The sequence below is a fragment of the Rhodopirellula sp. JB055 genome (assembly GCF_043100905.1).
In the GTDB taxonomy this organism is placed as follows: Bacteria; Planctomycetota; Planctomycetia; order Pirellulales; family Pirellulaceae; genus Rhodopirellula.
This window is the reverse complement of the sequence record NZ_JBICHO010000396.1, coordinates 1-6,168: the sequence shown is the minus strand read 5'-3', so window position 1 is coordinate 6,168 and position 6,168 is coordinate 1. Positions and strand designations below refer to the sequence as shown.

At 56.1% G+C, this 6,168-nt stretch carries 6 protein-coding genes and 1 pseudogene; all 7 read right to left on the bottom strand.

The annotated features are described in order from the left end of the window. Window positions 1–343 (bottom strand): annotated as a pseudogene (locus ACF8AM_RS15655) (phosphoketolase); the annotation flags it as partial. Window positions 344–418: 75 nt separating this feature from the next. Next, window positions 419–2,230 carry a V-type ATP synthase subunit A gene (locus ACF8AM_RS15650; protein WP_392556531.1) on the bottom strand — a complete coding sequence of 604 codons (1,812 nt, stop codon included), beginning with the start codon at window positions 2,228–2,230 and terminating at the stop codon, window positions 419–421. Continuing rightward, the gene (locus ACF8AM_RS15645) at window positions 2,214–2,870 is read right to left on the bottom strand and encodes a DUF2764 family protein (RefSeq protein WP_392556530.1); all 657 of its coding nucleotides are present in this window, start codon (window positions 2,868–2,870) and stop codon (window positions 2,214–2,216) included. Before ACF8AM_RS15645 ends, ACF8AM_RS15650 begins: the two co-directional genes overlap by 17 nt. Next, entirely contained in the window at window positions 2,870–3,526 is a 657-nt protein-coding gene (locus ACF8AM_RS15640; protein WP_392556529.1) for a hypothetical protein, read from the bottom strand. Before ACF8AM_RS15640 ends, ACF8AM_RS15645 begins: the two co-directional genes overlap by 1 nt. 49 nt (window positions 3,527–3,575) lie before the next feature. After that, window positions 3,576–4,022, bottom strand: a complete 447-nt coding sequence (locus tag ACF8AM_RS15635; RefSeq protein ID WP_230251846.1) for an ATP synthase subunit C — start codon at window positions 4,020–4,022, stop codon at window positions 3,576–3,578. Beyond that, on the bottom strand, window positions 4,013–5,869 hold the full coding sequence (locus ACF8AM_RS15630) for a V-type ATP synthase subunit I (protein WP_392556528.1): 1,857 nt from the start codon (window positions 5,867–5,869) through the stop codon (window positions 4,013–4,015). Before ACF8AM_RS15630 ends, ACF8AM_RS15635 begins: the two co-directional genes overlap by 10 nt. Beyond that, on the bottom strand, window positions 5,866–6,168 hold a 303-nt coding region (locus ACF8AM_RS15625; protein WP_392556527.1), incomplete at its 5' end, for a V-type ATP synthase subunit D. The genes ACF8AM_RS15630 and ACF8AM_RS15625, both read right to left, overlap by 4 nt.

Below are 6,168 nucleotides of genomic sequence, written 5' to 3'. Positions count from 1 at the left end.
AGGTTCCTTCCAAGTAAGCGTGCGCCACCAGTGATGGACCGCCGTGACCAGGGCCGATCACATAAATCATGTTCAGGTCATCTCGTTTGATCACACGGTTGAGATGAACACAGAGCATGTTCAGACCTGGCGATGTCCCCCAGTGTCCCAGCAGTCTGGGTTTGATGTGTTCGCGCTTCAGTGGCTCTTTCAGCAATGGATTGTCGAGTAGGTAAATCTGACCCACCGACAAATAATTCGATGCACGCCAATAGGCGTTCAGCTTGGACAGTTCCTTTTGGCTCAGCGTCTGATCGTGGCCGTCGGATTGGACAGTTTGTGCTTCGTTGGTCGTTGTCGACATCAGTCGCTCCTGGGAACGGAAGGCTGTGTTGTGGTTCGGTCAATTTAAATCGGTAAGCCGCGAACCAGGTATGAATCACGAGGCGGTTTGAGCCAGTTCACGCACCGCTGCTTCGATCGATGCTTTGTAGTTTTGGTAGTCTGCTGAATCTTGCGGGCTGTAGTTCCAGTTCTTATAGAGACCGGTGATTTTGGTGAAAAAATCACGAGCCTCATCGCGAGTTTCAAAGTCGTAATCGCGATCCACAAGGCTTCGAAGCAACTTCAGACTCTCCAATTGTCGCGGGCGCGGCATGCAGGCATCGACTTCATCAAAGGCGTCTTGTTGCAGATAGGCCATGTCAACCAGGACGGATTTCTGCCAAGTGATATAATCTTCCAGTGTGATTCCCTCCTCACCGGTGACCTGCATCATTTGGTTGATTGCGTCGCCTCGCTCGAGCAGTTCCCGCAACTGTTTGACGTCGCGTGTCCAATTGGGATCAAGGTTTTCGCTCAACCAACTCTTGAGTTGGTCCAAATACCGCGACCAAGAGATCAGCGGGTCGATCGCCGGATAAAAACGTTTGTAGGCGCGGTCATAAGAAAGTCCGAGGAATGCCTTGACGGTGCCGAGCGTCGATTGGGTGACAGGTTCCTCGAAGTTCCCACCGGCTGGGGAAACCGTTCCGATCATCGTGAGGCTGCCCTCCGAATCATCTGCGCAGCGAATCAAGCCCGCTCGTTCGTAGACACTCTTGATGGATGAATCGAGGTAAGCGGGAAAGGCTTCTTCACCCGGGATCTCTTCCATCCGGCCGGATGTTTCCCGCATGGCTTGGGCCCAACGCGAAGTGGAGTCGGCGATCAGCAGGACATTCAATCCCATTTGGCGGTAGGACTCCGCCAGCGGCACGCCCATGTAGATCGATGCTTCGCGAGCGGCAACCGGCATGGAGGAGGTGTTGCAGATGATGATGGTGCGGTCCATCAAGGTGCCGCCGGTGCGTGGGTCTTTTGTCTCCGGGTACATCGTGATCGTTTCAACCACTTCGCCAGCGCGTTCGCCGCAGGCCACCACCACCACAATGTCGACGCTTGAATACCGGGCGATCGTACTCTGCAAAACCGTTTTGCCAGCGCCGAATGGTCCTGGAATGCACCCGGTCCCGCCATTGGCGATTGGGAAAAACGTGTCGATGATTCGCGTTCCGGTGGTGATGGGTTCTTGGGCGTACAGACGTTCTGCATAACGTCGACGTAGCAAGGACTCGGGAATAGGACGGCGAACGGGCCAACGCTGAACCATGGTGATCTCGCGTTCGACCCCACCGGATTCAAACCGCGCTACTGGGTCCTGCAGCGTCCATTCTCCCTCACCGATCCAGGTGACCGTGACCGGTTCTTTCTCTCCGAAGGGGACGAGGATCTTGTGAGTGAAGGGGCCTTCGGGGACTGTCCCCAACACTCCACCAGGCGGGACACGCGAACCAACGGAGACGGCCGGGGTGAACTTCCAGGTTTGCTCTAGATTCAGCGGTGGAGCTGACACGCCTCGTGGCAGGAAGAACCCATGTTGTTCCGCCAAATCATGAAGTGGATTCTGCAAGCCATCAAAGACACGGCCTAGCAAGCCAGGGCCCAAGGTGGCGGACAGCATTTCATCGGTCATCTCAACACGATCACCGACACGGACCCCCGACGTGTCTTCAAAGACCTGCATGTCTGCTGTGCGTCCACGAATTCGCAGCACTTCTGCTTTCAGCCGTTCTTCGCCGACGCAGATGTAACCCACCTCGTTCTTTTTCACGGACGCTTGTTCGTCGATCTGGACCAACACCAGACTTTCGCGGACTTGAACGACCGTTGCCGTCTTGGACTCCCTGTTTCCGCTATGCATTTGCGACATGGGTCACCTTGTCGATGAGTTCAGTGAAGCGAGCTTTGGCTCGCGATGGATCACATGCAAGCCATGCTTGAAGCATGTCCCACTTGAAGACATATGCCATCACCGCTTGAAACCCGAACATGGATTGTTCGGCGCACCGCGTCAGCCACTGCCAATTCAAACGAACCAACATCCGTTCCAATCCGATAGCGTCACCGGACGACAATCTCTCGGATACCATCGGCAGCCATGGGAACACATGTTCCAAACCGAAGCACGAAAGCCGCCAATGTTTGCGAATGTGATGCGCGCGTGGCCCGATCCCCCACCGATGTGGTTCGTCGGAGAGGTCCTGCCCATCGTGCTTCCACCGCAGCGCAGCCAGCAGCGACTTTTGAGTCATACGAAATTCGATGTAGTCATGCAGGGGTGTGTCGAGTTTCTCATCGATGAGTCCCGGCAACGTGGCAATCCGATCCTGGTCACCCAACAGTCGCTGCTCACGCCAGCCGATCAACGACCGAGCATGGTCCAATTGCTCGGCGTGCGATGGGCTCAGCCGATTCAATCGTTGCCGCAACCGCAATGGTGAGATCGGCAACCATTTGGCTTTCTCGAAATCTGGTAGATGCGGCAAACTACAGATCAAGTCGTAGTACATCACTTTGTCTCCGCACCCTCCAGAATCGTTTTGAAACGAGGGACCATTCGCTCCGAAATCAGTCGAGCGACGGCTCGGTCAGACAGATCAATCTCCAATTGATCTTGCACCAATTGGACTCGAACACCGCCTTCGACTTCGTGTGACGGAATCAGCTCGATCCCTTCGCGTAGCATGTCGCTGGATAACGCAAGAATCGCATGTTTGCCTTCTTCTTTGAGGGTGGCCTCGCCCAACAACGCTTGCGATATTCGGATTTCGATTTGTTTATCTTGGATAAACTCTTCGGCAGCGCCTCCGGCTAAAACCAGCACAAGATTGCGAACCAATTGTTCGTCATGCGTGGCAGAAACGACCAATCGCTTGACGAATTGTTCGAACCGTTCGACGACGCGTGCTTTGAGGTCCAGCACGGTGTCACGAGCTGCCAATTGCAAAGCATCGAGTGATGCGGTTCGGTGGGCTTCGATCTCAGACTTGGCTTTGCTTCGCTCGGCATCCGCTTCGGCCTTGGCGGCAGCGACAATTTCCGCCGCCTCCTGGCGTGCTTGACGCAACAACCGATCGGCCTCGGTTTCCGCCGCTTGGACGCCTTGATCGCGGATCCGCTCGATCAAGTTCTGAACACTTGAGGACGCGTTTGAATTTTCGTGCATCGTTCTATCCCACTCAGTGGTGGCAGCTTCTAGTTTGCGTTTTCCTGACTTATGACGGCAATCGACCTGCCAGTACGAGCGCGAATACGAACGCGAACACTGCGAAGCCTTCAATCAAGGCTGCTGGAGCCAGTGAAATCCCAAACACTTCTGGTTTGCTTTTGGAGGAATTGATTGCTGCGGCACATGCCGAACCTTGGGCCAAGGCGCTGACCATCAGGGCGACGCCGGACAACGCTCCCAAGGCAAACATGCCTGGCGAGTTCTCTGGTGAGATCGCCGCAGGCAAAGCCATCGTGACGACGATCCCGTAAATGGTTTGGGACGAGGGCATCGCGGCAACGCCGACATAGCGACCGTAACCGCTCTCAACTTCGAGCATCGCGCCACACGCAGCCATGCCACCGCGTAGACAGCCAATCATGCTGCCTACCGCACCCAGTGCGAGCGGCGCATAAAGCCCGATCCACCCCAACGTGATCGCTGTCAATTCCATGTGGAACCTTCCTTTCGCCGAAAAGGGGTGAATCGACGACCATCGTCTTTCAAACCCCAGTTAAAAAATTCGATGACATTGAGCCGCAAACCGTGAATCACACCGCTGGACACTCCCAGCAGAAGATTCAGCGCGTGCCCGAATAACAACACCAGCAATGCAAACAACAATCCGATTCTTGGCAAACCACCATGAATGTCCGCGGCCATGTCGTTGAAGGCCGCTGCGAGTGACGCCGATGCCAAGCCGAGCGCAAACAACCGCAGGTAACTGAGCACGTCTCCAAACGCGGCGGAGATTTTGGTCAGGCCAAGCAGACCACTTAGGAGTCGACGCAATGGCTTCTCATGTCGAGCTGTGAAGGCCACCACCATCAGCAACCCGATGATTCCCGCAGCACCGCCGATGATTTTCAGCCGTTGGACAGCGGGAATCGCAGCCCCGGCACCAGCCAACAGACCGCCGGCAACCGCAGTCGCCCAACCCCATGAAGCCAGTCCATCCTGCCAATCGTCATAGCGTCGTGCGTCCATGATATTGGCCAAGATCACATGCAACCCGCCGACCAAAACGGCCACGCCCATCATCAGTTGTGAGTTATTCATGTCCAACAACTGCAACCGGCCAAGCAACGATTCCGGGGGTGGAGTGAGTCCGAAGTAGCTGCCCACCAACACCCCATACACCACGGAGAGCAACACGATCAGAGCCAGCATGGGCCGAAAACGTTGGCCGGCCGTGCGTTGCGGGTTCGGTTGCCCCTGCTCGATGTCTTCGGCGGAGGTCAACATCACATCACCCGTCGCGGGTCGGCCGAGCTTTTTCCAGAAGAACAACAACGCAACGCCCAGCAACATCCCGTAACCGGCGTCGGCCAGAATCATCGCGAAAAAGATGGCGAAGGAGATCAACACGATTGACGACGGGTCCCACGTCCAATAGCCCGGCGTCATGTAGAAATTGACGAGATCTTCGCCCGCTTCCAACCGAGTTTCATTCCGCATCAGCGTGGGCGGATCCTCATCAGGTGTCGGCGGCCGGTGCTCGAACACAATGCCGCGCTGGTCCGCCAAGTCAGTCAGCTCGTCAATTTTCTCGGCGGGTACCCAAGCTTCCATCGCAAAGACGGGAGTCAGGTCAGAGGTTTGCATTGCAGCGCCCGCTCGAGCCGCTGCGTCTTCTAACATTGCCAGACTGCGCGCCAGCAACAAACACCACCGCGTCAGATACGCCCGTTCGGCTTGTGCGTCCTCGATCGCCAGTTCCACCTCTTCCAATCGCTGTCGCAATTCATGGGGTGAGCGTGAACCGATCTTTTCGCGTGGTACCGGCATGCCCTGTGGCTCCTCCGCCGAGACCACCACCAGATAACAGCATCGATGATCACGCCCGACCACTTCCCAGGCGGTTGTCAGGTCCTGGTTGGGCGGCAGCTTGGTCATGTCCTTGTGGGGGACGATGTAAAACCACAGTCGCAAACCGCCCATCTGCTCAGGAGATGCGAAGGTAAACTCACCAAACGGTTTGCTGGCTTTCAACCGCAGCAACAAATCATCTCGTTCTGACTCGAGTGACTGAATCTGGGCCTGCAGTTGCAAAGCCCGCTGCTCGACTTCGGTCGCGTCGAACTGGCTGCGGTCACGCACTTGACGACGTCGTTGCGGTGCGGTCAGCAGAAACTTCAACGCTTCACGAGATTGGCTCGATGGTCCACCGACAGCGACATGCTCGTCACCACCGAGTGGAATGATTTCCAAACTACCAAATCGATGCAGGTCATCGAGCCATGGTTCTTTTTCGCTGCTCAACCCGACAAAGGTGGCCCGTTCCAGAGGGACGATGCTCATGGATCTTCTCCCTCGTTGTCCCAGCCATCGGCCGCTTGTTGTTGCTTGAGCTTTGCCAATTTCGACGTGATCACGGCGGCACGTTCGGCATCGCCCAAGTAGATTTGAATGCGTTGGATGTTTTCCTTGGCCGTTGGGATCAGCACTTTGTCGAACAGGTTGACGCGTTGCGTGATTCTGCGGACCGCTTGGCGAAGGATCTGCACACGCTGTTCGGCGATCTTTGAGCGAACCCGAGCTTCGGCAGCATCCTTGAGTCGCTGAACCAGAATGTCGATCCATGCCGGAGTCGAGAGACG